This is a genomic window from Neolewinella lacunae, assembly GCF_014349155.1.
Lineage (GTDB): Bacteria > Bacteroidota > Bacteroidia > Chitinophagales > Saprospiraceae > Neolewinella > Neolewinella lacunae.
Genome location: NZ_JACSIT010000115.1, coordinates 96,761 through 121,293, shown reverse-complemented (window position 1 = coordinate 121,293; position 24,533 = coordinate 96,761). Strand labels below are relative to the sequence as shown.

The following is a 24,533-nucleotide window of genomic DNA, read 5'->3' as shown; positions in this document are numbered from 1 at the left end:
GGAAGACCGGACTGGCGTTTGTCTTGGGCAAAAAAAAGTTACCCTTCCAGCAACCGCACGCCTGCGAGGGGGGCAAGGGAATGCTTCGCCGCCAGGCAAAAGCCGTATCCAACTGACGTCTATTTAAATTTATCCACCCGCCGCAGGAAAGCTTCCCGTTCCCTTTTGGCTAGTGGTACGCGCTGGCCGTTGGTGAGGATGATTTCGCTGTCGCGTAAATCGACGGATTCGACGTACTGTTCATTGACGAGGTAGCTCCGGTGCGTTTTCAGAAAGCGCTCGGCCGGAAGGCGCTCCTGCACTTCCTGAAAGGACATCCGGATCAGGTAGCGATTGGCCTGAGTATGGATTGCGCAGTAGTGACCATCGGCGACAACGGAGTGGATTTCGGCAATGGCGATTTTGCGCAGCTTGTGGCCAACTTTGACGTAGAAGTGCGCATCTTCTTCGGGAGGGGCAGCGGCAACGGGTGCTGGGCTGCTGCTGGCCAATTGGATGGCGCGGCGGACCTGGTTATCCTCAAATGGCTTGAGCAAGAAATTGGCGGGGCCAAGCCGACTGGCGCGCAGAAAACTCTGCTCATCGTACCGGGCGGTAATGAAAATGATGGGGCACTGGTGAAGTTCGCGGATGGAAATGGCCGTCTCTACCCCGTCATAGGCACCGTCGATGTTGATGTCCATCAGTACGAGATCCGGTGGCTGGCTCCGCACCAGGGCGAGCGCGGCTTCGGCGGTGCTGGCCGCTCCTACCACAGCATAGCCCAAACCCTCCACCACGAGCTGGAGGTGGCTGGCCATCAGGGGTTCATCTTCTACGATCAGTACATTCATCGTGCACTGCGAAGATAGGGAAAATGCAGGCTTGAGGAAGGCATTCCTGTAGTCGGTGGTCATCAGGGCCTGCCCCGTCCACGGCCGTTAACTTCCCTTGCACCTGCGTCCGCGCCACCTGCTCCCCACTCCTGCCCAAGATCCCGCCCGCTGGTGCCGCGCCGGCGCCCGTTCGTGCCTGAAGCCGGTTGCAGGCGGGGTTGATCGCCCCAAATTTGGGCTATTAAAAGGGGCCTCACGAGGCTCCCCCATTCCCTCACCCCTCAGTTTCGCTTCGCTATGAAAACGATCATTTTTACGCTGCTGTTGGCAGTTTCCGGCAGTTTGCTCTGCGCCCAGAACTTCGTCCAGATCCAAAACCGCTGGCAAAAAGACGGTAAAAGCACCTTTGCGGTACACGTACAGGACGCCACTCCGCAGGCGGGCCCTACCGAGCCCGGCTGGTGGTCTAAAGACTGGGTGGTAGAGGATGCGGGCGGTGGTTTCGTGCGTTTTAAGAACCGCTGGCGGGGTACCTACCTGCTGCAAAACGTCGATAGTGGCCCCACCGAGGCCAAGGCCGCTGAGCCTGGCTGGTGGTCGGCCCAGTGGAAGATTGAGCCCGCGGAAGGCAATTTCGTCCGCCTCAAAAACCGCTGGCGCAATACCTATTTACACATCCAGAACGCGGGTCTGGAGTGTGGCCCCGTTGAAGCGAACTGGTGGTCCGCTCAGTGGGAACTCAAAGGCTACCGGCCGGGTGTTGCTCCCCAGCCTCAGCCCAACCCGGGCCCGGCCCGCGACGTCTCTAAACTCGCCCTGGGGGCCACACCTACCCCAGCGGCCATCCAGGCCTACGTAAAGAAGGTCGGGTCCGCCCCCGGCAACGCCGCCCCCAGGGCGGGCGTTTTCAGTCTCGATATGCCCCCCATCGGCAACCAGGGCCGCGAAGGGAGCTGCGTGGCCTGGGCCCTGGGCTACGGCATCATGAGCTACGAAATGAAAAAGCGCAGTGGCCTGGGCTATTATTTTTTGGGGACCAAAGACCTCAATCCAATGCAAATTGGCAGCCCCGAATACCTTTTCAACCGGGTAAACGTCAATAACGCCGACTGCAGCAATGGCAGCTGGTTTGTAGGGACGCCGGAACGAAGGGGTGCCCTCGACCTGCTCCGCTACGAAGGCATTGCCCCGCTGATCATGGAGCCTTATTCCGACCAGAACGGGTGCGGAACGGTGGACAACTATAAAATGCCCGTTAACCCCTTGGCCGCCGCCAACCGCATTGATCAATACGCCCTGATCACCGACCTCTCCGAGCGCAACCTCAAAATACTGCTCAACCAGGGCTACCCCATCCTGATTGGGGCCAACCTGACGGATGCCTTCATGGAGGGCCGCCGGGGCTACGTCTGGAACGGCGGGGCGGGCAAAACCAACGGACAGCACGCCAACCACGCCATGGTCATCATGGGCTACGACGATAGCAAACGCGCCTTCAAATTGCAGAACTCCTGGGGGACGGAATGGGGGGACGATGGTTACGGCTGGATCAGCTACGACCACGTACCCCGCGCCGTTTTTGAGGCCTACGTGGTTTACGCCGATCGGCTCGATGGCTACGAAATCACCACCCCGAATTACGTCACCGTCTACAGCGAAGCCCTGTACGTAGCCACCGTTACCCTGACGTATACCCTCAACGGGAAGCAGGAGAAATTCGAGAAAGACATCTCTGCATTTTTCAGCTTTGAGCACCAGATCCCGAAGCAGGCCAGGAACGTGCGCCTGCGGGTGAGTGGCATTGCCGTGCTCGATGGGCTGGATTTTGATAAGACCTTCAATTCCAATTCCATCCAGGCCTGCTACAAAATCTGGGGTTCCATTTTCGATACGGAGTATGCGCCAATGACCTGCTCTTATTAAAGAAGGGCCGGAGACACCCTTTATCCAATAGTTGAATTGGGCGCGGCCGCAGGTGCAGGGAAAAAGACGCTCTGCTGACTTCCGAAGAGCTAAAGCCGAAAAGGGTAAGCGCTCTGCACCCCGCCGCTCCGCTGGATGAAAACCCAGCGGGGCGGTGGATTTTCCGTAGGGCAGCGGCTACCTTTGGGCAATGAAAAAGGATACAAAAGACTGGCGCATTGCCATTATAGGTTGTGGCTGGCTGGGTTTGCCCTTGCTGGCAGATTTGGTGGCGGCAGGCTATACGGTGGCGGGGACTTCCCGTTCGCCGGAAACGTTATCGGCCATCACGGCGGCGGGCGGCACGGCCTGGTCCCTCCAGCTCCCCGAGCCCCCGCCAGCGGAGTTGCTGCGCGATTGCAAGCTCGTCATCGTCACCCTTCCCCCCGGCGGACGACAGCTGGGAGAGGCGGCCACGGGGCATTACCTGGACCAACTGCGGGCTCTTTTGGCTCCGGAGCACTTCGACCAAAGCCCAGCCGTATTGTACACCAGTAGCACGGGCGTCTACGGATCAACTACGGGCCGGGTAACTGAAGCAACGCCAGTAGCCCCCGATTCCGCGTCGAGCAGGGCCGTTGTGGCGGCCGAAGCCTGGCTGACTGAACATTTTGAGCACCTCACCATCCTCCGCCTGGCGGGTCTGGCAGGCCCGGGCCGCCACCCCGGGCGTTTTTACGGGGGCCGCGACCGGCCCATCCCCGAAGGCGACGCCCCGGTTAATCTGGTGGTACAGCAAGACGTCATTGCCGCCATCCGGCATCTGCTGGCCCACGACCTGCCCACGGGCACCTTCAACGTCTGTGCCGCCGCCCATCCTCCCAAGGGAACGTTCTACACCGCCGCCGCCGCCGCTCTGGGCCTTCCGGTAGCGGGCCAGCTCGCGGGCGGAGCAGATGGCAAAGTGGTGGACAGCACGCGCCTGCGAAGGCTCGGTTGGCAGCCACGCTTCGATGCGCTGGAGGGAGGCTTCTGAGGTTACGAGCCTGGTCTTGCCCCTGTAAAATGGGGCGGGACGAAAAAAACTCTACCGCCCCCCGTGACTTTCCCGCCAGCCTCCGTCCAAAAGCCGTATTCATCAGGGAACGTGCCTCCCAAAAACCGCAAAAAACCGAACAACACTAACTTACTTTCCGGACATCCCCCGGCCACTACGAACAACAAAAACCCCAGTTTGAAGACAAAATAATCCCAAGACAAAGTTCCCTACAGAGTGTGTTACTACGCGCCGCTTTCCACCCCGGAAAGCGGCGCTTTTTTTAGCAACCGCCGCTGGGCGATTAGCCCGAGGCACAGAAAAATGGGGACTTCAGGAGTCTTGTACCTCATTATCTTTACGGCTTCCCGGCGGTGGATGCCTCCTTTCGCTGCTTTTGCCCCCCCGCCGAGCCGTATTTCTTGCCCATCTTGAGAACTTTCCCCGTGAAAACACCCCTTACCTTGCTGCTGCTTGCGGCTTGCCTGTTCCACCTTGCCCCGGTGGCCAGCCAGTTTCAGCCCCGCGACCCAGGAATACCGCCGGCCGCTACTGCCGTTCGTTTTACGCAAAACATTACGCTGGACGGGCAACTGAACGAGGCCGATTGGCTGCGCAGCAGCCCCGCCACTGATTTCTGGGAAACCTTCCCGGCAGATACCAGCCGCGTGAAAGACCAGACGGAAATCTACTTTGGCTACGACGATAAGAACCTCTACGTCGGCGCAAAATGCTACGTGCAAGGTTTCAATTTCGTCATCCCCAGTTTGCGGCGCGACTACCGCGCCGGGGGCAACGATAACCTTACCCTGGTCTTCAACCCCTTCAAAGACAAAACCAATGCCATCGTCTTCGGCATGAACCCACTGGGCGTCACCCGCGAAGCCCTCATCTACAACGGTGGGGAAAACAATGCAGACTTCCGCGAGGAATGGGACAATAAATGGTATGGCGAAAGTTTCATCGGCGAGAATTACTGGTCGGTAGAAATGATCATCCCCTTCATCAGCCTCCGCTTCCCCGAAGGCGACCCCCAGTGGTATTTTAATTCTTACCGCTTTGATACCCAGTCCAACACCCGCTCCACCTGGAACCGCATCCCCCAGAACCAGATCATCATGAGCCTGGCGTACATGGGGACCATCGACTTCCTCGGGGGTGCCCCCCAGGCCCAGGGCGGCAATACCACCCTGATTCCCTACGTCAGCGCCGGCGTAGCCAAAGACTACGCAGCCAGCACCGCCACCGCCTGGAACAGCGGCATCGGCGCAGACGCCAAAGTCGGCATCGGATCCGGCCTCAATCTGGACCTGACGGTGAACCCCGACTTCAGCCAGGTGGAAGTGGATGAACAAGTCATCAACACCACCCGCTTCGAACTGTTTTTCCCCGAGCGCCGCCAATTCTTCCTGGAAAATGCGGACCTGTTCAGTTCCTTCGGATTCGAAGAAAGCAACCCCTTCTTCAGCCGCCGCATCGGGGTAGCCCGGGATACCACCACGGGGGTGGCCCTCCAAAACCCCATTTACTACGGCGCCCGCCTGAGCGGCAAACTCAACGACGATTACCGCATCGGCTTACTCAATATGCAGGCCGCCGCCAATTTCGACCAGGGCCTGCCCAGCTACAATTACACCGTTGCCGCCGGCCAAAGAAAAATCGGTGACCGCTCCAGCCTCGGAGCCATCTTCGTCAACAAGCAAAACCTGGGCAGTTTCACGGATTCCTCCGAGGTCAACCAGAATTTCAACCGCGTCGTCGGGGCAGACTACATTCTGGCGACCAAAGACAACAAGTGGAACGGCAAAACCTTCCTGCACCGCAGTTTTTCTGATCAGGACGGGGGAGATGACTACGTCCACGGCATCACCATCGCCTACCGGCAGCGTCACTGGAACCTGCAGTACTACCACGCTTACGTAGGCGAAAATTACAATGCGGAAGTCGGCTTCGTCCCCCGCAAAGGCTTTTTCACCAGCGGCTTCGAAGGGCAACGGATCGATTATCCCAACAATCCCAGGGTCGTGCAAAAAGGTCCCTTCACCGCCGGGCAGTTTTTCTCCCAACCCGGCGCGGGAATCACCGACTACAACTTCGACTTCGGCTACGAGTGGCGCTATACAAATACCTCAGAATTCAACGCCGGCGTCGGCTTCGCCAACATCTTCCTCTTCGAAGATTTTGACCCCACCCGCACCGACGCCACCCCCCTGCCCGGCAACCGCAACTACGGCTACTGGCGGGTGGGCATGGAATATCTCAGCGATGCCCGCAAAAAATTAGCCGTCAACTACGAGCTACAGGCCGGAGAGTTTTTCAACGGCACCAGCTACAGCCTGGGCGGCGGACTCCTCTACCGCTACCAACCCAAAGGAAGCATCAATCTGCGTTTCAATTACCAATTCATCAACCTCCCCGCCCCCTACGCCAGCACCGCACTTTTCCTCATCGGGCCGCGCATCGATCTCACCTTCAGCAAATCCCTCTTCCTCACCACTTTCCTCCAGTACAACGAGCAGTTCGATAACTTCAACCTCAACGCCCGCCTCCAGTGGCGCTTCGCCCCCGTCTCCGATTTCTTCCTCGTGTACACCGATAATTACAATACCGTCGGCTGGGAAGTCCGCAACCGCTCCGTCGTCGCCAAAGCCACTTACTGGCTCAACATCTGACGGAGCAAGCTTTTTGGGGCGCGGCCGCAGGTGCTCCCCCCCGCCCCCCCGAAAGGGGGAGTCAGGACAAGGAGCAGGGGCAACCAAGCCCAAACCTTCTACCTAAAGTATGTTTGCTTTAAAACTAAGCAAACTAATTTCCTCGCCCGTTCGTTATCTTAGCATCCAAAGCAAAAACTATGTCCGCCGAACTCCGCCTTGCCACCCAAAACCTCCCCAAAATGGGCTACCTCGATCTGGAGGTGGACCCTACCCTCGATCTGGTTGCTGAGATCAATCGCCTGAAAAAAGAGCGCAACGCCGTCATCCTGGCCCACTACTATCAGGAATCGGAAATCCAGGACGTGGCGGATTACATCGGCGATAGCCTGGGCCTGAGCCAGCAGGCAGCGCAGACGGATGCGGACATCATCGTTTTTGCGGGAGTCCACTTCATGGCCGAAACCGCCAAAATGCTCAGCCCCCGGAAAAAAGTCTTGCTGCCAGATCTGAAAGCAGGTTGCAGCCTGGCCGATAGCTGCCCGGCACCGGTCTTCCGCAAGTTCAAGGAAAAATACCCCGGCCACATTGTTGTTTCCTACATCAACTGTACGGCGGAGCTCAAGACCCTGACCGACATTTGCTGCACCAGCACCAACGCCCGCCACATCATCGATTCCATTCCGCCCGATCAGCCCATCATCTTCGCCCCCGACGTCAACCTGGGCCGTTGGCTGGTCAAAGAGACGGGCCGCGATATGGTCTTGTGGAACGGCAGCTGTATGGTCCACGAAATCTTCAGCCACGAGAAAATTGCCAAGCTCCGCGTCAAGCATCCCGCCGCCGCCTTCATCGCCCACCCCGAGTGCGAAAGCCACATCCTCGATATTGCCGACCACGTAGGCTCCACCTCCAGCCTCCTCCGTTTCACCCGCGACAGCCAATACCAGGAGTTCATCGTTGCCACCGAACCGGGCATCATCCACCAGATGCAGAAGGCCAGCCCCGGCAAAACCTTCATCCCCGCCCCGCCTAACAACGCCTGCGCCTGCAATGAGTGCCCGCACATGAAGCGCAACACGATGGAAAAACTCTACCTCTGCATGGAGCACGAAATGCCCGAAATCACCCTCCCCGACTGGGTCATCGAACAAGGCGTGGCCAGCATCGACCGCATGCTGGAGATTTCCCGCAAGGCGGGTTTGTAGCCCCTCAAAAACCGCGCTCCCCTAAAACGAAAGGCATAAAATTCTGCTGGTGAACCAGGGCGTTTTATCGTCCATTTGATGCACGCACACCGCAAGATGAGCTAATTTCGGGATCGTAATCCCCAAATTTCCCTTAATTTGGGGATTACGATCCCGAAATTAAGGGAAAGCAGGTGCTTGCGCCTCAACGCCAAGGCCGGGACATTACTGCCGCTCGTACTTGTGCTGGCAGGCTTCGATGCAGAGGTAAGTGATGATCATCGTTGAACCGTCTACGCTAAGGCCAATGGGGGTACCGCCAATGGTGGCACAATTATCGGGAGAAATGGTGCCCTCCTCCAGGTTGTAAATCCCGCTGCTGGAGGCATTGGCCACGATTTGGAAGTCACACAGGTTTCCGTTGGCGGAGTAGGTACCGTCGTCTTTCAGTTGAATGACCCGGTCGCTGTCTACGGGAGTGAATACGCCCGAGCCGTCGCCTGGGTCCGCTAAAACTTCGGTAAGTAGCCAATTGCCAACCACCTCACTATCGTTTTTTTCGCAGGTGCTCAGGCTCAGTAAAGAAAAGAATAAGCAAAAAGCGATGTAGTTATTCATGTTCAGGGGGATAATTGGTAAGGAAACTACTACTAAGACGTAAACAGCCCTTCCCTGCGTTGGTGGCCAAAGCCGTACCACCCCAGTTCTACAGTTGAACCACCCTCACCACCTCACCCCCCGTTCCGCCAGTGCCTCCCGCAGTTGTTCAGGAGATTCGAATTGGATGGCATCCAGGCCCAAAGACCGGGCGGTGGCGCAATTCCGGGGGCTGTCGTCAATGAAAAGGCAGCCGGAGAAATCCCCCAGTTCATAGGTCTTGGCCAGGTGAAGGAAGATATCGGGATTGGGTTTTTTCATTTTCACTTCGCCGGAGACCATGATGTCTTCGAAGTGAGATAGGAAAGGAAAGTTCTCCCGGGCCCAGGGGAAAAGCTCGGCGCTCCAGTTGGTGAGGGCCAGCAGGCGGTAGCATCCGGAGGCTTTCATTGCTTCCAGGACTTCCACTGTACCTGCGATCGCGCCACTAAAATGCTCCGTCCAGCGATCGTAATAGATGCGGATTTCCCGCTCCCACTCGGGGTGTTCGGCCACGAGCAATTCGGTGGCTTCGGCGATGGGCCGGCCGCGGTCCTGCTCCTCGTTCCAGTCGAGGTGGGTAATGTTGGAGACGAACCAATCAGCCTCTTCGGGCGTGGCGAAGACCTTGTTGTACAACAGGCGCGGATTCCAGCCGATGAGGACGTTGCCGATGTCGAAAATGACGGTATGAACCATAGCCATGGGGTTTTACGCGCGGCCAAAGTACGCGGCCGGGCGGGATAATAAAAAAGGAGCGGCAAACGGTAACGCGCGCCGGCAGTACGGTAATAAAGCAGCAAACCGCATTTCCACGCCAGCCATTGCCTGCTTTACCGGACGGTGTTTTACCCGGTAACGTGGCCTGCTCAACTGCTTTGTTCATCCCCTTCCTAAACTCAGATACCGTATGCGCTTTCTACTCCTCTTGTTCCCTATCGGCCTGGCCGCCAGCCTCGCGGGCCAGACGCTGGACCGCACGGTGGTCGGCAGCGCCGGCAGCTACTTTTCGGCCACCAACGTGGGAAACATCCACTTCACCGTTGGGGAAATTGCCGTCGATCGTACGGCCAACGGCCTCATCCTCGAGCGGGGCTTCCACCACGGGCTTTACGCGCTGATCACCACCTCGGTTTGGACGGCTCCGGAGGTGCAGCTCGACGTCCGGCTCTTTCCCAATCCTACGGCCGACCGCGTGACCTTGGCGGGCGACTGGCAAGCGGCCGATCGCCTGCAAATCCGTGATCTCCTCGGGCGCCCGCTGCTTGATCAGCTCCTTCCTCCCGCGCGCGTGGAGCTTTCGCTGCAGGCCTACCCGGCGGGCAGCTACCTGTTCACCATCGTGCGCGCTGGCCGGCCGTTGAAAAACCTGCGGGTCGTCCGGCAATAAAACCATCCCATTCATTCCTAAGCTTCAACGTACCATGACCACTTTCCCAACCCAAAAACTGCTGCGGGCCCTGGCCTTCAGCCTCCTGTGCTGCCTTTTCCACACCGGCCTCTTCGCCCAGGCTCCGAGTGGCTTCCGCTTCCAGGCCGTCGCCCGCGACGCCAGCAACAACGCCATGACGAGCGAAAACATCGCCGTGCGCGTCAGCCTCCTCCGGGGCGGCCCCGCCGGCACCACCAGCTACAGCGAGCGCCACGAAGTGACCACCACTGACCTGGGCGTCTTCGACCTCCACATTGGCAACGGGGTGGCGCTTTCGGGCAACATCAATACCATTGATTGGGGTAGCGACAACTACTTCCTCAAAATCGACATCGACCCCGCCGGCGGCACCAACTACGTCAACCTCGGGTCCAGCCAGCTGCTTTCCGTCCCCTACGCGCTCTACGCCAAGGCCAGCGGCGGCGAAAACCCTACGGACGAGCTCCAGAACCTGACCTACAACCCTACCACCCAGACTTTGGGCATCACCAACGGCAACTCCGTCACCCTCCAGCTCGGCAGCGGAGGGACGGATGACCAGCAAATCAGCCTCTCCGGCACCGTCCTGTCCATCGAAAATGGCAACTCCGTCGATCTCTCCGTCTTGCGCGACGGTGTAAACGACGCCGATGCCGACCCGAACAACGAAATCCAGAACCTATCCATCGCCGGCAACCAACTCTCCCTCAGCCGGGGCGGCGGCAGCGTTACCCTGCCCCAAACGACCTACAGCGCCGGTTCGGGCATCAACATCAGCGGCGGGAACGTGATTTCGGCGGCAGACAATAGCGCGACCAACGAGATTCAATCCCTCAGCCTAAGTGGCACCAACCTTAGCCTGAGCAATGGCGGTGGCACCGTCAACCTTAGTGGCCTGGGTGGCGGCGGACTTACCCTGCCCTACTACGAAGACGTTACGGCAAATGGTGCCGCCTTCCACGTGCAAAACGATGCGCCCAGCAGCCGCTTTGGCCTGGCGGGATCCGTCGGCGCAAACGCCGAAACCCTGCCTGTCAATAATGCGGGCGTGCTGGGCCAGGGCGTAGGAGCACATGGCGTTTTTGGAAATTCCAAAACCAGCTTCTTTGCCGGCGTGCAGGGCGTATCAGAATCAACTACTGGCTACGGCGTCCTCGGCTACGGCTTCGGGGGCGGCATCGGTGGCTACTTTTATACGACCAACTCCGGAGTAGCCGCCCTGACCACCGGCGTTGGCAACGTCGGCATCGGCACCCAGACCCCCGAAATGAAAATGCACGTGGCTGGCGACCTCTTCGTCCAAACGAACCTCGGCGGCCTCAAACTGGGCTTCCCCTCCAACGGCAACCAGTGGCAAATGACGACCAGTGGATCTGGCAGCACCCTCGAATTTTTCCACAAGCCCAGCGGGGCAACTACCCAGATTGGCCGCTTCAGCATCAGACAGGACGGAGAAGCCACCTTTGGCAACAGCTCTGCCATCAATGCCTGGGTCCACGTCTTGAACAATTCCACGACCAGCAAGCCCCACCTCAAGCTGGAAGAAGTTGGTAACGACTACGCCCGCCTGGAACTGACCAACAACGCCAGCGGCGGTTCATTCTGGCACCTTGCTGGCCTGCCCTCCGCCACCGCCTCTTCCGCAAAATTGAATTTCTACTTCAGCAACAGTTCCGGCGCGGCCGACCGCATGATCCTCACCGGCGATGGCCAGCTGGGGGTTAACGGAGACCCCGCCGCCCGCCTCCACATCTTCCAGCGCGGCCAGAGCGTGGGCACCGGCCTGCGCTTTACCGACGGTACTGCCAACTCTCCCTGGGACATCACCCACGGCTTTTCCCTCCGCTTTCACTACGGAAATGACCTGCGCGGCTTCATCAACGCCACGACCGGGGCCTACACCCAGTCTTCCGACAAAAGCCTGAAAGAGAACATCCAGAACGTAGGCTCCGTGCTGGCAAAAGTCCGGCAACTGGAGATCAAAAACTACTCCTACAAGTCAGACAGCACGCACGAAACCACCATTGGCTTGCTCGCGCAGGACGCCCAACCGCTCTTCCCCGAGCTGGTCTCCTATTCTAAAGCCGACGGATTATACGGCGTCAACTACGCGGGCTTCAGCATGGTCGCCATCAGGGCGGTACAGGAACAACAAGCGGAAATTGATCAGCTCAAAGCAGAAAATGCCCAGCTTAAGGCCCAAAGTGCCGCCCTCGCCGCCCGCCTGGAGCGCATCGAGCAGCTCTTGCTGGCTAAAGAATAGTTCCTTTTCTTTTCATTCCAAGAAGCTTTGCAGTGCCCTCCGAATTCAGCGGGGGGCACTTTTTTTTGCGCGGTCGCAGGTGCAAGGGTAGGTGGACGAGTCGGGGCAGGACGGCGGGGGGGCTTCCATTCTCTTGGTTTTCCCTCAATGTTTATAAGGGTGCACGGTACGCAGTAAGGACTGGTTGAGGGTGTCCCCACCCGAATGTCCAGGTTTCGGGTGAGGACACCCTCAGCCGGGAGTCTTCGGGAGGGGGGCTTCCCAAGTTAACGGGTAAGCAGTTTTTCCTTAAAGTCGACGTCAGCGCCGCACTAGATAGACTTGGGATCTTGGCCCTCTAATAGCCCGGGTTCTGGGTCAGTGCGCCCTGGCTCAGGTCAATTTCGCCCTGGGGAATGGGGAACAGCTCGTGCTTACCGGGAACAAAATTTTTACCCAGCGCCTGCATGACCGTGGCCGCCCGGCCGGTGCGGACCAGGTCAAACCACCGCTGCTGCTCCAGCGCAAGCTCCACGCGGCGCTCGTGCCAGATGGCGTTGCGCAGTTGATCGCGATCGGTTGTGGTCACGTCGGGCAGAATGCGGTTGTTGGTGCCACGGGCGCGGGCCCGTACCTGGTTGAGGTAGGTCAGGGCCTGGGCGCTTTGCCCGATCTCATTAAGGGCCTCGGCGGCGATGAGGAGCAGATCGGCGTAGCGAAACAAGCGGATATTACCTGGTCCGTTGCCATTGCCACCCGGGTGCTCTTCGACGAAAGCTTTCTGGTTGTAGCGCTCGCCGACGATGTTGGGGTTGTCTTCGACGATGGCGGAGCCGTCGGGGAGTACCTCGCCGACGTAGAGAATGGTGGCCTCACGCCGAGGATCACCTGGCTCAAAAGCCTGGATCAGGTTATCGCTGGGCCGGTTAAAGCCCCAGCCCAGGTTTGGCTCGCCGCGCACACCCTGCACCTCGTTATACTGGGAGCCTGCCCCGCCGATCTCCAGGGCGGTGGCCTGTACCTCAAAGATGGATTCGCGGCCGTTTTCCCCGGCCCGGCGGAAGTTCTGGCTGTAGTTCGTCAACAGGCCATACTCGTCGCTTTCGATCACCGCAGTGGCGTAGTCGGCCGCCGCCTGAAACTCCTGCCGCGTGAGGGCAACGCGGGCCAGCATGGCCAGGGCGGCACCTTTGGTAGCACGGCCGAGGTCGGCAGCCGGGTAGGCGGATTTTTCCGGCAAGACGTCGGCGGCCGCCTGGAAGTCTGCTTCAATTTGTGCGTATACCTCTGCTGCTGCGGTGCGGGGAATTTCGAAGTTGGCGGGGAAGGGCTCCAAAATCAGGGGAATATCCCCAAACCACCGGACCAGGCTGAAGTAGTAGTAAGCCCGCAGGAAGCGCGCTTCGGCCAGCAGCCGCGCCCGCAGGTTCTCGTTCATCTCGGGCACTTCGGGCAGGTTGGCGATGGCCAGGTTGGCGCGGAATACGCCGTCGTAGTAACCCGCCCACACGGTACTGGGGGCAACGTTGCTTGCCGTGTGCTCGAAGTCTTCCACCTCCTGCAGGAAGAAACCGTCAGACGGAAAACTGCCTTTTTCGGAATCATCGCTGACGATGTCGGTCATCCCAATGTAGCTGAACACGTGGGTTTCCCAACGGCGAAGCTGGTTGTAAATGGCGTTGACGGACTGTACGGCCTGGTCCTCAGTCTGGAAAAAATTATCCAGGGTGTAAACGCCCTGCGGCGTCCGGTCGAGCACTTCGGTACAGGAAAAGGTGGCGAGTAAGATGGCCACGGCGGCGGCAAGGATGCGAATTTTCATGGCGTAGCTTTTTTGCACTTGTTGTTAAAACTGGAGATCGAGGCCAAAGTTGACGGTCTTGGCGATGGGGTAAATACCTCCCCGGTCGATGCCGGCGTCGAAGACCAAACCGTTGAAAATCTCCGGGTTGTAGCCGCTGTACTCCTGGGATGTCCAGAGATTGGTGCCACTCACGTAAAGGCGGCAACTGCGCAGGCGAAGGCGGCTGGCGATGGATTCCGGCAGGGTGTAGCCCAGGCTCAGGTTGCGCAGGCGGATGTAGGAACCGTCTTCAATGAAACGCGTGGAAAGGGTCTCAATGTTTTGGCCCGCCAGGGTGATGCGGGGTTCCGTATTGCTGGTGCCCTCGCCGGTCCAACGGTCCAGGAAGCTCGTTTCGTAGTTGTAGGCCCCGAAACGGGCCATCTTTTTGGCGTTGATGACTTCATTGCCGAACTGCCCGGTAAAGTCGAAGGAAAGATCGAAGCCAGCCACCTCCAGCGATCCGTTGAGGCCGAGGATAGCGTCGGGGATGGCCGAGCCCAGCACTACGCGGTCGCCCGCAGCGGTGATGACGCCGTCGCCGTTCTGGTCGCGGAAGCGCAGGTCGCCCGGGCGCTGGGTACCGAGGGTGGGGAACTGGGTGAGCTCTTCCTGATTCTGGAAAACTCCGTCAATCTCGTAGCCCCAGAAGGAGCCCGCCGTGAAGCCGGCCCGGGAGTTGGTTCCGAGCTGGCCGCCAATGCCCAGGCCGCCGGAGAAGAAATCAGCCATGCTGCCGTCCAACTGCAAGACTTCGTTCTTTACCAGGCTCAGGTTGCCGCCCAGGGAGTAGCTGAAGGCCCGTCCGCGTTGCCGCCAGGTGAGCTGCATATCGAGCCCGCGGTTGAGCACGGCAGCGATATTGCGGATGGAAGCCCCCGCACCGATGTAATCGGGGATGGGCGCGTTGAATAAGACGCCATCCGTTACTTTGCGGTAGACGTCGGCTTCGAGCAAAAGTTTGTTTTCAAAGAGCCCCAGCTCCACCCCAAGGTCGGTTTGGGTGGTCTCTTCCCACCGCAGATCGGGATTGGCCAGGGAGGTGACCGTCGCGCCGGGCAGGAGGATTTCGTTGGGGCCAAAAACGGTGTTGACGCCGCTGGTGACGCTGGGCGTGTAGGCGTATTCGGGGATGCGGTCGTTGCCGGTTTGTCCCCAGCTGGCCCGCAGTTTGAGGCGGCTGACGATGCCGCCGTCGTTCCAGAAGTCTTCCTGGCTGACGTTCCAACCCAGGCCGACGGAGGGGAAGAAGCCGTAGCGGAAATTTTCGCCGAAGCGAGAAGAGCCATCCACCCGGCCCGAAACCGTCAGCAGATAGCGCTCATCGAAGGAGTAGTTGACGCGGCCGAGGTAGGAAACCAGGCCCCAGTCTCCGCCGGAGGGCCCACTCCCGTTGGTGCTGGTAAGGGGGTCTCCGGAGTTGAGGTAGAAAAACGAGGGGTCTTCGCCAATGAGGCGGGTACGGCCGCCGCTGAGAAATTCCCCGAAATTATCCTGGGAAGTGATGCCCACCACGCCGTCTACCCGGTGGCGGCCAAATTCCTGGTTGTAGTTCAGGGTATTTTCCCAGAGCCAGTTGCGGCGGTAGGTATTCAGTACGTTGAGGTCGCTTTCCTCGTTACGCTGGTTGGCCGAAACTTCAAAGACCGGGGAGAAAGAGCGACTGCGGAAGTAAACGAAATCAAGGCCAAAGCTGGTGCGGAAGGAGAGGCCCTTCCACAGCTGGGCCTGGGCAAAGACGTTGCCCACCGCGCGGTAATCCTGGCTCTTGTTATCGTTGAATTCGATCGTGGCCAGCGGGTTGCCCGTGTTGCCGCGGATGGCCGTATTGCCGAAGTTGCCCAACGAATCCCGGGGGACGGTGATGGGGTCGGCCCGGTAGGCGTCCAGCAGGATGCCCCCGGCATTGACGTTCTGGGAAGTACTCAAGACCAGGCTCAGGTTGCTGCCGATCTGGAGCCAGTCTTTCACCGCACGGGTGGTGTTGATCCGGGTGGTGAAGCGATCAAATTCAGAACCTACGATGATGCCTTCCTGGCGGAAGTAGTTGGCGCTGAGGTTGAAACTGGACTTTTCGTTGCCGCCGGAGAAACCAACCTGGACGTTCTGAATGGGCGCGGTGCGGAATATTTCGTCTTGCCAGTTGGTGCCGGTGCCAAACTGCTCGGGGTTGGCGTAGCGCGGTTGACGGCCTTCGTTGACGTCGGCTTCGTTGATCAGGGTGGCGTACTGGGTGGCGTTGAGCAGGTCAATGGTTTTTACCACCTGCTGGTAGCCGGTGTAGGCGCTCACGGTGATTTGCCCCGCGCCCGAACCTTGCTTGGTGGTTACGATGATGACTCCGTTGGCTCCCCGCGCACCGTAGATGGCGGTCGCCGAAGCGTCTTTGAGCACCGATACGCTGGCTACATCGCGGGGGTTGAGGAAGGAAATGTCGTTGAGGATCATACCGTCCACGACGAAAAGCGGGTCGGCATTATTAAGCGTACCTACCCCGCGAATCCGGAAGATGGCATCCGCCCCCGGCGTTCCCGAGGTGGGGATGATCTGCAAACCAGAGACTTTGCCCTGGAGGGCCTGGCCCAAGGACTGCGTGGGAATATCCACCAACTCTTCGGTGCTGACCACAGACACCGCCCCGGTCAGGTCACTCTTTTTCTGGATGCCGTAGCCAACCACCACAACCTCCTGCAACACTGCCGAGGCCTCGGTCATGACCACGTCGATTTCCCGCGCGCTGCCAATGGCAATGCGTTGGGTCTGGTACCCGAGGTAACTGAATTCGAGGCTGTCTTGCCCCGGCTCCACGGTGATGCGGTACTTGCCGTCAATGTCCGTTACCGTACCACTGCCGGTGCCGACGACCAGAACGCTGACCCCGATGAGGGGTTCCCCTGAACCGGTAACGGTGCCGGAAACGGAAAACTGGGCCATCACCCAGGCCGAAAGGAGCAGGTTGGTGGCCAGAAGGAGTAATTTTTTGGGCATGGTCATTGGATTTTAATTTGGATAAAGCTGAGGAAAATGGTGGCTAAAATCATTCGTCGAAACAGGCCGCAGGGGGCTGGTCCCTATCGCCCGGTATTGCCCTCCGCCAGCCAGCCTCCGGTGAAGCCGGCTCTCTCCAGGCCCCGGCGGATGTAGGGGTTCTTTTTCATCAGGTTCCAGAGCAATTCGGAACGGTGGTTTTCAATCTGGATAAGGATGGGGCCTTGGTCTATGCCGAGGTAATCGACGTCAAACCACCCTCCCGGGCGCGTAGCGTCGTAGGTATAAGAGAGGTTGTAAGCGTCTTTGAATCCGTATGGGCCCACCAGGCTGTCGTAGTGGGTCGTCCACATATGCTCCAGGGCGGCGAGGGTCTCCGCCGGGGCGAAGGGAACCGAACCACCCGCTGCCGTTGGGGCAATCGTGCCATCGTCTACCACGTGGAGGGCCGAAGCTCCCCGGGCGCGGTAAGTAAAAAACCGGACGGGCTGCCCGCGGTAAAGGGTATCGAGGGAAGCCGGTCCATCGCAAGCCGTCAGCCCCCATTCCAGTGGTCCGTAGCCTACAAAGCCACGGGGGTTTTCCATACAGTAGGCCCGGTTGGCCAGGGTTGCTTTGCGGCTGTTCTGGAAGTAATCGCTACCGTGCGAGCGCATGTAGGCGTCCTGAATGCCCCGGAAGTCGATGTACATATGGCTGTACTGGTGCCCGAAGAGGGGGCTGAAGTTCAGGTGCTCCTGCCCCTGGAATTCGGCCCACTCGTAATCTTCTGTCCACTTCTCCCAGGCGTTGTCGGGCACGGGATGGGTAGGCGAACCGAGGGCCAAGACCAAGAGGATCATGGCTTCGTTGTAGCCGTTCCAGTCAGCGGGGATGTACCCTTTTTCCGGATGCCAGCCCATGCTGAGGCGGCCAGCGGCGTTGAGGGCCCAGTCCCACTCCACCCGGCGGTAGAGCGAGTCGGCCAGGGCACGGATGCGCGTTTCGGTGGAGTTATTGTCCGCAAAGTAAGACTGGGCGGAAAGGACCCCAGCCATCAGCAGGCCACTATCGATGGTAGAAAGCTCCACGTTTTTGTAGCGCAGGGCTTCGTCGTTGGTCAGGAAGTGGTAGAAGAGGCCTTTGTAGCCCGCTACGCCGCCGGGGGCATCGCCCTGGGGCAAGCTCCAGAGTTTTTCCAGGGTAAGCAGGGTCCTTTCTGCGGCAGCTTCGCGGCTCACGTAGCCCCGTTCACTTCCCACCAGATAGGCGGATAGGCCAAAGCCCGTAGCGGCGATGCTGCTGAAGCGGCGGGTGGGCCAGCGGTCGGGGATCTGGTAGTTGCCCGGCAGGGCCGTTTCCCAGAAGTAGTTGAAGGTGCGGCGCTGCAATTCATCGACGCTGAAGGCACGGTCCATCCCGACCCTGCCGGCGGAGCCGCCCTCCGACGCGGGGTCGGAGGGCGGTCGCTGGCAGGCCAAGACGACCAGTAGCAGCAGCAGGCCGGTAGTCAGGTAGTGCATCCTTTGCTTATTCCTTGACGATCAAAGAGCGGGCCACGAGGGCACCGGTAGCCGTTTGGGCCGTCAGGACGTAGGTAGCCCGGGGCAGGTCTCCAACCTCCCACTGCACCTGCGTCAGCGCCCCTTCCACGCGCAGCTCTTTTACCTGCTGGCCGAGGAGGTTCGTCAGGCGGAAGGTCGTTGCGCGGCTGGGGTTGTCAATGGTCAGCATTTGGCCTACGGGGTTGGGGTAGGCGCGGAGCTGGTCAACGACCACGGGCGTAAAAATGCCCGTGCTGATGCAAGACCCACCGGCGGCAGTGATGTCATCAAAGTAGTGCGTCTTGTTCTCCGCAGGCGTTACTCCGAAGTTGGGGATCAGCGTGATGCGGTCGTAGAGGGCATTGTCGGGAATGACACTCATGTCAAAAGTCAGTTCCTGCCACACGCCGGGGGTGGTGTACTCCGCCATCACGTCTCCCGTGCTTGGAGCATCATCGCGGCCGCTCTCGAGCTTCATTACCACGATGCCTGCTTCGTCCATAAGCACTTTCATGCGCATGGTTTTGTTGTCGTTGGGCAGGGCAATGGGCGCGGGCAAGTCGGCAAACATCCCGGCGAAGGTCTCTCCGTTAGCAGCTTCTTCAAACGTACCTACTTTCTCGCTGGGGTTGATGCCGTCGGTGACGGGGTTATCGGAAATCAGGAAGGGGTTGCCTTCGAAATCTCCGTTGGCAAAGTAGCGCCAGTCGGCGAGCGTCAGGTCGGCATCGTCAAAGGTGCTGACACAGGCATTGACGAAAGACGCTGGGCGCAGCACGATGTCATCAATATAATAGGTCTGAGGAGCCATATTGTCTGCTCTGGCACCGAAGAAGAGTACGACCCTTGTGTACCCCTTATCTTGGGCACTGCTCAAGTCGACGGAGTAATTCACCCACTGCATCGTGCTCGTGATGGGGACGTACACCTCCGTTGCTGCATTCGGTCCACCTTCGAGTTTGACGAGGATCTCGCCAGCAATCGGGGCCCAGAGTTTGAAGGTAAACTGGTTGCGGAAGCTGAAGTCGATGGCTGCGCCGAAGTCGAGAACCAGGGCATTAAAGGCGCCGGGAGGATCGGTTACCTCGCCCACTTTTGCGCTAGGGTTAACCTGGGTAATGTCGGGGTTATTGACGGATACGATGGTAACGTCGCAGCAAGTGTAGTTGGCATTGCGCTGGCACTCGAAGTCGTCGAGAATGCCTACGATGGGTTCCACGCCAGCGCAAGCGTCGACGGTAGATTTGCCCTGCTCGAGGTTATCGAAGTAGTAAAGGCCAGTACCGTTCGTTTCGGGGTCGAAGAGGATGTTGACGTCGCTGAAGTCGGTCACGTCGGCAAAGTCTTCAAAGTTGAAGCTGAGGGTTTGCCAGGTTTCGGTGGCCCCCAGATCGGCCGTAGCCGATTTGACCCCTTCGGTAGCGCTCTGGAGCTGAAGCGTAACGCGGGTAGCGCCGGCGGGTGCCCAAACGTCGAGGTTAAGCTGTGGGTCGGCGCTCAGGTCGATACCATCGGGCAATACGGCCGTCAGGGTAGAGAAGCTGGACGTTCCCCGGGTGTAGCTGCCCACGTTCTCGCTTTCGTTTTCGCCCGTGGAATCGGGGTTGGGAATGTCGCCGTTAAAGGTGCCGTGCAGGGTGGCGTCTCCGTTGAGGGGGCCCCAGCCCAGGTTGGCACCGTCTTCGAAGTCTTCGAGGGCCTCGGCGGGGGGCAGGGGCGTCAGGGTGATGTCGTCGAGGTAGTAAATGTCACCCTCGCCATCCTGCTCAACGTTGAGGAACAAGACGATCCGGCGGTGGTTGGCGTTGGCTTGGGAGCTGAAGTCGGCACAGACGTTAACCCAGGTTTCCGTCTCCGTAACGGGCGTCCGCGTTTCGAAGGCGGGGGAAAGGCCATTCTCGAGCTTGAAGAGCAGGTCGCCGGTAACGGGTGCCCACACTTTGATGCAGATTTGGTTATTGACGCTCAGGTCAATGGCCGAGTTGAACTGGATGACCAAGGCGTGGAATCCACCGGCGCGGTCGGTGTAGCGCGCTACGCCCGGGCTGGTGTTGATGCCACTCGGGTCGGGATTGGCAATGACCTCAATGTCACCGAAACCCGGTACGCCGTAGGTGATGTTGCGCTGGCACTCGAAGTCGTCCAGGATCGTGGGGTCAACGACCGTTCCGGCGCAGGCACCAGCGGGCGAAGCGATGAGGTTATCGAACAGGTAGGTATCGGCACTGGTCTCTACCCCTGGGTCGAAGAAGAGGATGATGTCGGTCAGGCCCGTGAATCCAGCGGCGGCGCTGAAGTCAAAGGTGTAGGTCCGCCAAACGTTCGGTGTAGCGATGTTGACCGTCTTTTCGATGAACTGTCCGCCACCTTCTATCTTCAGCAACAGCTGGGTAGCTGCGCCGGCGTAGATCTGGATGGAGAACTGGTTGTTGACGCTCAGGTCCAGGGGAGTAGCCAGCCGCGCCACGAACAAGCTGTAAGCGCGGTCTCCGGCCTTGGTGTAGGAGCCCGCCCATTCGCTGGGATTGATGCCCGTCGTGTCTTCGGGGTTCATCACCGGGCCATCGTAAACGCCGTCTGCGGCTTCCCAAGGTAGGTCAGCCACGCCGCCTTCAAAGTCTTCCAGCACCACCTGGGCACTGAGACCGAGGCAGCTGAAAAGGGTGAGTAGGGTAAGTAGAACTCTTTGCATAATCATGTCGATTTAGGTTAAGCGAATAAAAAACGTCTAGTCGGTCACCAGCAGGGGCAACGTCGCCGTACCGCCAGGACTTTCAATCTTCAGTAAATAATAGCCGCTAATCGGGCGCTGCCGCAGGTGCAGGGGAAGGGACAAGGAGCCAGCCGCAAAAGCCGTTGGCGCCAGGAGCCGTTCCACTTCTCTGCCGTGCAGGTCAATCAGGCGAATGGTGATTTTTGTGCTCTGCTTCAGCGCCAGTTCCAGCGTGATGCTTTCCTGGGCGGGGTTCGGGAACACCCGCGGTGCCGCGCCGAGGAAGCTGGGCAGTTCGGCCGTCGCCACCGTCGAGCTGTCGGGCTCAAAGCCGATGGCCTCGAGGGCGGGGGCAATTTCGGGGTTGCGCATGAACAAGTCCCACAACAAGCCACTGCGGTGGTTTTCAATCATGCAGATGATGGGCCCCTGGTCGATGGCCAGGTAGCTGGTGGCGTACCAATTGCGCCCTTGGTTGAAGGCGTCGTAGAAGCCGTAGGGCCCCCAGGTTTTGTCACCCAACTCGCGGTAGAAGTGCTTGAGTGCCGCCATGCTTTGCACGGGGGTGTAGGGCATGGAGCTGAGGGCGGCGGTGGGGGCGATGGTGCCGTTGTCCAGGGTGGGCGATTCGGGCGAGTGCGCCAGGTAGCCGTCTGGGTCGTCGCTGGCCGTGATGCCCCACACTTCGGGGCCGTAGCCCACGCGGTTGTAGGGGTTGTCTACGCAGTGCTCATAGTTGATGAGCGAATGATTGGTGTTGCGGACGAAGTAGTTGACATAGCGGTCTTTGATGCCGCGGGGGTCGAAGCCCAAGTAGCTGTAGTGGCTGAAAAACAGGGGGCCGCCCTTGTTGTTGCCCACCAGCAGCGGGATGCCGTAGTAGCTCAGGCTGGTGGTGTAGTTGCCACCCGCCCAGCCGGTGTGATAGAGAGAGGCGGGCACGTCGAAGGCCGGCCGGGGCGCGGCAATGGCCAGCAGGTAAGCAATGTGCACCTCATTGAACCCCCGCAGCGGCAGGTTGATGGCAAAGCCGTTATTGGGCGACCAGTGCCAGTAGAGGACGTTCCCCGTTTGCTTACGGTACCAGTTCCAGTTGACTTCTTCCCAGATCTGGGTAATGTTGTCGCGCAGGGCAATTTCCTCGGGGCTATCCCCCGTGTAGTACTGCCGGGCGGTGAGCAGGCCCTGGATCAGGAAGGCGGTTTCGACCAGGTCTCCACCGTCGTCACGGGGACTAAAGGGGATGACCGCACCCGTTGCACCGTTCATCCAGTGGGAGAAGGCCCCGTTGAAGCGGGGGACGGTCAGAAGGAAATCGACGATCTTGGTCGTCCGTTCCCGGGCTTCTTCGTAGGTGATAAAGCCTCGCTCAGCGCCCACGATGAGTGCCATGATGCCGAATCCGCTGCCCCCGCTGGTGACCGTGGAAGTCGTATTGCGTTCGCGGGCCAGGCCAGAGACCGGGTGGCCGAATTCGTAGAAATAACGTAGGGTATACTCCTGCACCATATCGAGCAAGGCCGAGTCACTCATCATAAAGGTGGTGGCAGTAACGGTATCCGAGGGAGCGCCGAGTTGGCCGCCGCTGCCGACGGGGCGGAGGTAGTAGCTGGCGGTGACGTCCCAGTCACCCAAAAAATTGATGTGGCGGGTGGTGACGTTGTTCTCCGTGCCAACGTTGACGAAGGCTCCGCCGTCCATCTGCCGGTAGACGCGCACGGCTTGTACGGAAGGATCGGGGTGGCGGTCCCAGTTGAGTTCTACGTGGTGATCGTAAGCGCGAATGCTCAGGCCAGTGACGGAACCCGGCTGTCCGGCCAAAGGGAAAGCCAGAAGCACAAGAAGACCAATGAGGTAGTTACGTAGAAGTGTTGGCATGTAGATCGACGGTAAGCAATTCCACTATTCGCAAGTGATATTTGCCCCGTAAAGTTCGGTCTTCTCTCTCCCCATTCCTAAAAATCTACCTCACCACGACTACGCCAAAGCCATTTTTTTTCGCTGCCGTTTGGCAAAACAGCGTTTCCTGCCCAAGCATTAATATTTTGAAAATCAACTATTTATAAAATTTCTGAACGCAACTCTCCGCCACACAGCACAAAAACAGCACCTCACCACGGTTGGAAGATGCCGCGCTGCCCGCCTGAGCCAGAGACGTAGTTGTCTGCGGGGTCACCCCCCCGGCAGAAGCCACGGGCTGAGTGGGAAATGAACGCCCCGTGCGTGTTACTGCTCCGTCCCCGGAGGAACAAAGGAGGGTTGGGATACGTAACAACGGTGCTTCCGAAGATCGCTTTCCGGGCTTTGGCTCGGCAGACTATGGTTGGCGATGTGCGTCTTACACCGGGGAGAATGGCCAGTGCTGGCAGTTTCCTTGCACTGCTCCTTGTCCTGACTCCCCCTTTCGGGGGGTGGGGGGGGAGCACCTGCGGCCGCGCCCAGCATGAAATACTGCGAAGCAAAAAAAACTAAAAACCACCTACCATGGAACACGAGCACAAGGGTATGAACCCCTACGCCAAATTCGCCACGATGTTGGCCACCTCCTTCGTCATCATGTACGCCGTGATGTATCTCAATGCAGACCGCCTGGAACACGTTTATCTGGCTCCTACCCGAACTTACATGACCTGCCTGATGATTGCCCCGATGGCCTTCACGATGCTCCTCTTCATGTGGGGAATGTATAAAAACAAGGCCTGGAATTACGCGATCCTGGCCTCGGCGGTGCTCGTTTTCGGCTTGTGCTACGCGGGGCTCCGACAGCAGACATTTATCAGTGACGTACAGTGGATGAAGGCCATGATTCCGCATCACAGTTCCGCCATCATGGTAAGCCAAAAAGCCGATCTGCGCGACCCCGAAGTGATCAAATTGGCGGAAGACATCATCGTGGCCCAGGAGCGGGAAATTGCGCAGATGAAGGCGATGATTGCGCGCCTGGAAGGGCAATAATGGATACAAGACCGTAGTGTTTTCGGCGTGGCTCCGGGGGCTCGGACCTGGCCAGTGCCCTATGCACGGGCCAGGGTTTGAAACAAAGCCTGCGCTTTATACGTAGAAGAAAAAGGACAAATCCTGCACATGCTGCTCCGCGTTGCCCATAGCATGCTGGCCTTACTCGTTCTGGCTGGCTCGGTTGGCCTGCCCGTCAACCGGCACTTCTGTAGGGGAGAGTTGCAGTCCGTCGCGATATTCGGAAAAGCAACGCCGTGTCACCAGCAGCAGCAACGGAGGTCCGTGTGCCCTTTCCACCCCACGCCAGTGGAAGGTCAGGAGGAGGAAGCGAAGGCCAACAACTGCTGCCAAGACACCCATGAACTGATCCAGACGGACGATCAGGAACCTACGGCCAAAGTAGAGCTCCCTGCTTCACCAACGATGGTGGCGGCCTTTCCTCCCCTGCTGTTGAGGGCTCCGACCTGGCACCTGCGGGCGCGCACCTTCGCTCTATACCTTCACTACCGGCCGCCTCCACTTTGGAAGGACGTAGTTTGCGACTACCAGGTTTTCCGGATTTAACGGCTTGATGTCACTGCATTTACTCCTTTTCTCCTGAGCTGTGGAGGACTGGAGGCTTCCTGCT

Annotated in this window: 16 protein-coding genes; 8 read left to right on the top strand and 8 right to left on the bottom strand. The window is 59.1% G+C overall.

The window, feature by feature from the left end:
* Positions 1-119: 119 nt before the first annotated feature.
* Positions 120-833: a LytR/AlgR family response regulator transcription factor gene (locus H9S92_RS12705; protein WP_187467086.1), complete on the bottom strand. Its 714-nt coding sequence runs from the start codon at positions 831-833 to the stop codon at positions 120-122.
* Between the two features lie 279 nt (positions 834-1,112).
* Here H9S92_RS12705 and H9S92_RS12700 point away from each other — a divergent pair, with 279 nt between their 5' ends.
* The 4 genes from H9S92_RS12700 to nadA all read left to right on the top strand — a co-directional run bounded on the left by H9S92_RS12700 (position 1,113) and on the right by nadA (position 7,612).
* Positions 1,113-2,738, top strand: coding sequence for a C1 family peptidase (locus tag H9S92_RS12700; RefSeq protein ID WP_187467085.1), 1,626 nt, complete (start codon positions 1,113-1,115; stop codon positions 2,736-2,738).
* Positions 2,739-2,928: 190 nt separating this feature from the next.
* Positions 2,929-3,753: an NAD(P)-binding domain-containing protein gene (locus H9S92_RS12695; RefSeq protein ID WP_187467084.1), complete on the top strand. Its 825-nt coding sequence runs from the start codon at positions 2,929-2,931 to the stop codon at positions 3,751-3,753.
* Positions 3,754-4,199: 446 nt separating this feature from the next.
* Positions 4,200-6,425 carry a DUF5916 domain-containing protein gene (locus H9S92_RS12690; RefSeq protein ID WP_290282262.1) on the top strand — a complete coding sequence of 742 codons (2,226 nt, stop codon included), beginning with the start codon at positions 4,200-4,202 and terminating at the stop codon, positions 6,423-6,425.
* Positions 6,426-6,604: 179 nt separating this feature from the next.
* Entirely contained in the window at positions 6,605-7,612 is a 1,008-nt protein-coding gene (nadA, locus tag H9S92_RS12685) for a quinolinate synthase NadA (protein ID WP_187467083.1), read from the top strand.
* A 204-nt stretch (positions 7,613-7,816) separates the two neighbouring features.
* On the opposite strand, the gene H9S92_RS12680 is transcribed toward nadA, so the two are convergent.
* Positions 7,817-8,209 (bottom strand): hypothetical protein, encoded by a 393-nt coding sequence (locus H9S92_RS12680; RefSeq protein ID WP_187467082.1) that lies wholly within the window; start codon positions 8,207-8,209, stop codon positions 7,817-7,819.
* A gap of 105 nt (positions 8,210-8,314) precedes the next feature.
* Positions 8,315-8,926: an HAD family hydrolase gene (locus tag H9S92_RS12675; protein ID WP_246463839.1), complete on the bottom strand. Its 612-nt coding sequence runs from the start codon at positions 8,924-8,926 to the stop codon at positions 8,315-8,317.
* Positions 8,927-9,137: 211 nt separating this feature from the next.
* On the opposite strand from H9S92_RS12675, the gene H9S92_RS12670 reads away from it, so the two are divergent.
* Together H9S92_RS12670 and H9S92_RS12665 are read left to right on the top strand one after the other, a co-directional pair.
* Positions 9,138-9,617: a hypothetical protein gene (locus H9S92_RS12670; RefSeq protein ID WP_187467080.1), complete on the top strand. Its 480-nt coding sequence runs from the start codon at positions 9,138-9,140 to the stop codon at positions 9,615-9,617.
* A 34-nt stretch (positions 9,618-9,651) separates the two neighbouring features.
* Positions 9,652-11,901 (top strand): tail fiber domain-containing protein, encoded by a 2,250-nt coding sequence (locus H9S92_RS12665; protein WP_187467079.1) that lies wholly within the window; start codon positions 9,652-9,654, stop codon positions 11,899-11,901.
* A 337-nt stretch (positions 11,902-12,238) separates the two neighbouring features.
* Here H9S92_RS12665 and H9S92_RS12660 read toward each other — a convergent pair whose 3' ends face one another.
* The 5 genes from H9S92_RS12660 to H9S92_RS12640 form a co-directional block, all read right to left on the bottom strand.
* Positions 12,239-13,702, bottom strand: a complete 1,464-nt coding sequence (locus tag H9S92_RS12660) for a RagB/SusD family nutrient uptake outer membrane protein (RefSeq protein ID WP_187467078.1) — start codon at positions 13,700-13,702, stop codon at positions 12,239-12,241.
* 24 nt (positions 13,703-13,726) lie between these two features.
* A complete protein-coding gene (locus tag H9S92_RS12655; RefSeq protein WP_187467077.1) occupies positions 13,727-16,711 on the bottom strand; it encodes a SusC/RagA family TonB-linked outer membrane protein in 2,985 nt (994 codons plus the stop codon).
* 83 nt (positions 16,712-16,794) lie between these two features.
* A complete protein-coding gene (locus tag H9S92_RS12650; RefSeq protein WP_187467076.1) occupies positions 16,795-18,213 on the bottom strand; it encodes a glucoamylase family protein in 1,419 nt (472 codons plus the stop codon).
* A 7-nt stretch (positions 18,214-18,220) separates the two neighbouring features.
* Positions 18,221-20,926, bottom strand: coding sequence for a T9SS type A sorting domain-containing protein (locus tag H9S92_RS12645; protein ID WP_187467075.1), 2,706 nt, complete (start codon positions 20,924-20,926; stop codon positions 18,221-18,223).
* A gap of 36 nt (positions 20,927-20,962) precedes the next feature.
* The gene (locus H9S92_RS12640) at positions 20,963-22,825 is read right to left on the bottom strand and encodes a glucoamylase family protein (RefSeq protein WP_187467074.1); all 1,863 of its coding nucleotides are present in this window, start codon (positions 22,823-22,825) and stop codon (positions 20,963-20,965) included.
* Positions 22,826-23,431: 606 nt separating this feature from the next.
* Here H9S92_RS12640 and H9S92_RS12635 point away from each other — a divergent pair.
* Both H9S92_RS12635 and H9S92_RS12630 read left to right on the top strand, forming a co-directional pair.
* Complete coding sequence (locus tag H9S92_RS12635) at positions 23,432-23,902, top strand: DUF305 domain-containing protein (RefSeq protein WP_187467073.1); 471 nt, start codon at positions 23,432-23,434, stop codon at positions 23,900-23,902.
* Between the two features lie 129 nt (positions 23,903-24,031).
* The gene (locus H9S92_RS12630) at positions 24,032-24,469 is read left to right on the top strand and encodes an HYC_CC_PP family protein (protein WP_187467072.1); all 438 of its coding nucleotides are present in this window, start codon (positions 24,032-24,034) and stop codon (positions 24,467-24,469) included.
* Positions 24,470-24,533: the final 64 nt, after the last annotated feature.

Bases quoted from the DNA above. Each gene is read 5' to 3' on its own strand.
- H9S92_RS12705 (WP_187467086.1), bottom strand. From the start codon at position 833: ATGAATGTACTGATCGTAGAAGATGAACCCCTGATGGCCAGCCACCTC.
- H9S92_RS12700 (WP_187467085.1), top strand. From the start codon at position 1,113: ATGAAAACGATCATTTTTACGCTGCTGTTGGCAGTTTCCGGCAGTTTG.
- H9S92_RS12695 (WP_187467084.1), top strand. From the start codon at position 2,929: ATGAAAAAGGATACAAAAGACTGGCGCATTGCCATTATAGGTTGTGGC.
- nadA (WP_187467083.1), top strand. From the start codon at position 6,605: ATGTCCGCCGAACTCCGCCTTGCCACCCAAAACCTCCCCAAAATGGGC.
- H9S92_RS12680 (WP_187467082.1), bottom strand. From the start codon at position 8,209: ATGAATAACTACATCGCTTTTTGCTTATTCTTTTCTTTACTGAGCCTG.
- H9S92_RS12675 (WP_246463839.1), bottom strand. From the start codon at position 8,926: ATGGTTCATACCGTCATTTTCGACATCGGCAACGTCCTCATCGGCTGG.
- H9S92_RS12670 (WP_187467080.1), top strand. From the start codon at position 9,138: ATGCGCTTTCTACTCCTCTTGTTCCCTATCGGCCTGGCCGCCAGCCTC.
- H9S92_RS12665 (WP_187467079.1), top strand. From the start codon at position 9,652: ATGACCACTTTCCCAACCCAAAAACTGCTGCGGGCCCTGGCCTTCAGC.
- H9S92_RS12660 (WP_187467078.1), bottom strand. From the start codon at position 13,702: ATGAAAATTCGCATCCTTGCCGCCGCCGTGGCCATCTTACTCGCCACC.
- H9S92_RS12655 (WP_187467077.1), bottom strand. From the start codon at position 16,711: ATGCCCAAAAAATTACTCCTTCTGGCCACCAACCTGCTCCTTTCGGCC.
- H9S92_RS12650 (WP_187467076.1), bottom strand. From the start codon at position 18,213: ATGCACTACCTGACTACCGGCCTGCTGCTGCTACTGGTCGTCTTGGCC.
- H9S92_RS12645 (WP_187467075.1), bottom strand. From the start codon at position 20,926: ATGCAAAGAGTTCTACTTACCCTACTCACCCTTTTCAGCTGCCTCGGT.
- H9S92_RS12640 (WP_187467074.1), bottom strand. From the start codon at position 22,825: ATGCCAACACTTCTACGTAACTACCTCATTGGTCTTCTTGTGCTTCTG.
- H9S92_RS12635 (WP_187467073.1), top strand. From the start codon at position 23,432: ATGGAACACGAGCACAAGGGTATGAACCCCTACGCCAAATTCGCCACG.
- H9S92_RS12630 (WP_187467072.1), top strand. From the start codon at position 24,032: ATGCTGCTCCGCGTTGCCCATAGCATGCTGGCCTTACTCGTTCTGGCT.